General features: G+C 42.3%; 1 protein-coding gene and 6 tRNA genes. All 7 read left to right on the forward strand.

Annotated elements, in window-relative coordinates; all coding sequences use genetic code 11:
* On the forward strand, window positions 1–326 hold a 326-nt coding region (locus AC1DJN_RS22080), incomplete at its 5' end, for a SprT family protein (RefSeq protein WP_478040313.1).
* Window positions 327–417: 91 nt separating this feature from the next.
* Window positions 418–494, forward strand: a tRNA-Asn gene (locus AC1DJN_RS22085).
* Between the two features lies 1 nt (window position 495).
* A tRNA-Glu gene (locus tag AC1DJN_RS22090) sits at window positions 496–567 on the forward strand.
* 36 nt (window positions 568–603) lie between these two features.
* Window positions 604–679, forward strand: a tRNA-Asp gene (locus AC1DJN_RS22095).
* 5 nt (window positions 680–684) lie between these two features.
* Window positions 685–759 (forward strand) — tRNA-Gln (locus AC1DJN_RS22100).
* Window positions 760–774: 15 nt separating this feature from the next.
* A tRNA-Lys gene (locus AC1DJN_RS22105) sits at window positions 775–847 on the forward strand.
* Window positions 848–913: 66 nt separating this feature from the next.
* Window positions 914–999, forward strand: a tRNA-Leu gene (locus tag AC1DJN_RS22110).
* Window positions 1,000–1,023 lie beyond the last annotated feature (24 nt).

Genomic DNA, 1,023 nt, shown 5'->3' on the forward strand with positions numbered 1-1,023 from the left:
TTGAAGTTAATCCTAAGGCTTATGAATTGTATGGTATTAGCGAGGTAGAAGGTATAGTTCGACACGAATTATGTCATTATCATTTACATTTGGAAGGCAAAGGGTATCAGCATCGAGATAAAGATATTCGAGAGCTTTTAGTAGAAGTGAATGCTCCTCGTTTTTGCTCAGTATTACAAATCCCTAAAACATCTCAAAAAAAGCAACGTCGACTTTATACATATACATGTCTAAAATGCCAACAGTTATATGTAAGAAAAATTAGAATGAATGTGGAGAAATACCGTTGTAGCAAGTGTTTAGGGCGTTTAAAACTAGTGGAGTAAAAAAAATAATAAAAAAGGGTTGACGTTCATTATAGTTGTCTCTATAATAGTAAAAGTCGACAAGATAACGACGACAAAATATATGAATTATTCCGAAGTAGCTCAGTTGGTAGTAGCACCTGACTGTTAATCAGGTTGTCGCAGGTTCGAGTCCTGCCTTCGGAGCCATGGCCCCTTGGTCAAGTGGTTAAGACACCGCCCTTTCACGGCGGTAACACGGGTTYGAATCCCGTAGGGGTCATTTCATTAGTTTAATTCATAAAAATATAGTAACATTGGTCCCGTGGTGTAGCGGTTAACATGCCTGCCTGTCACGCAGGAGATCGCCGGTTCGATCCCGGTCGGGACCGCCACTTATTGGGGTATAGCCAAGCGGTAAGGCAACGGATTTTGATTCCGTCATGCCTAGGTTCGAATCCTAGTACCCCAGCCATTCATTTCTTAATATGAGCCATTAGCTCAGTTGGTAGAGCATCTGACTTTTAATCAGAGGGTCGAAGGTTCGAGTCCTTCATGGCTCAYCATTTCAAGAAAAAAGGTTGACTTTTCGAATTGTCATAGTATAATAAGAAAGTTCCTAATTGAATGCGGTCGTGGCGGAACGGCAGACGCGCTAGGTTGAGGGCCTAGTGGGGGCAACCCCGTGGAGGTTCAAGTCCTCTCGGCCGCACCAAGTCAATTTACGACTATATATAAC

The organism is Stenotrophomonas sp. 05L414_2, from assembly GCF_056397905.1.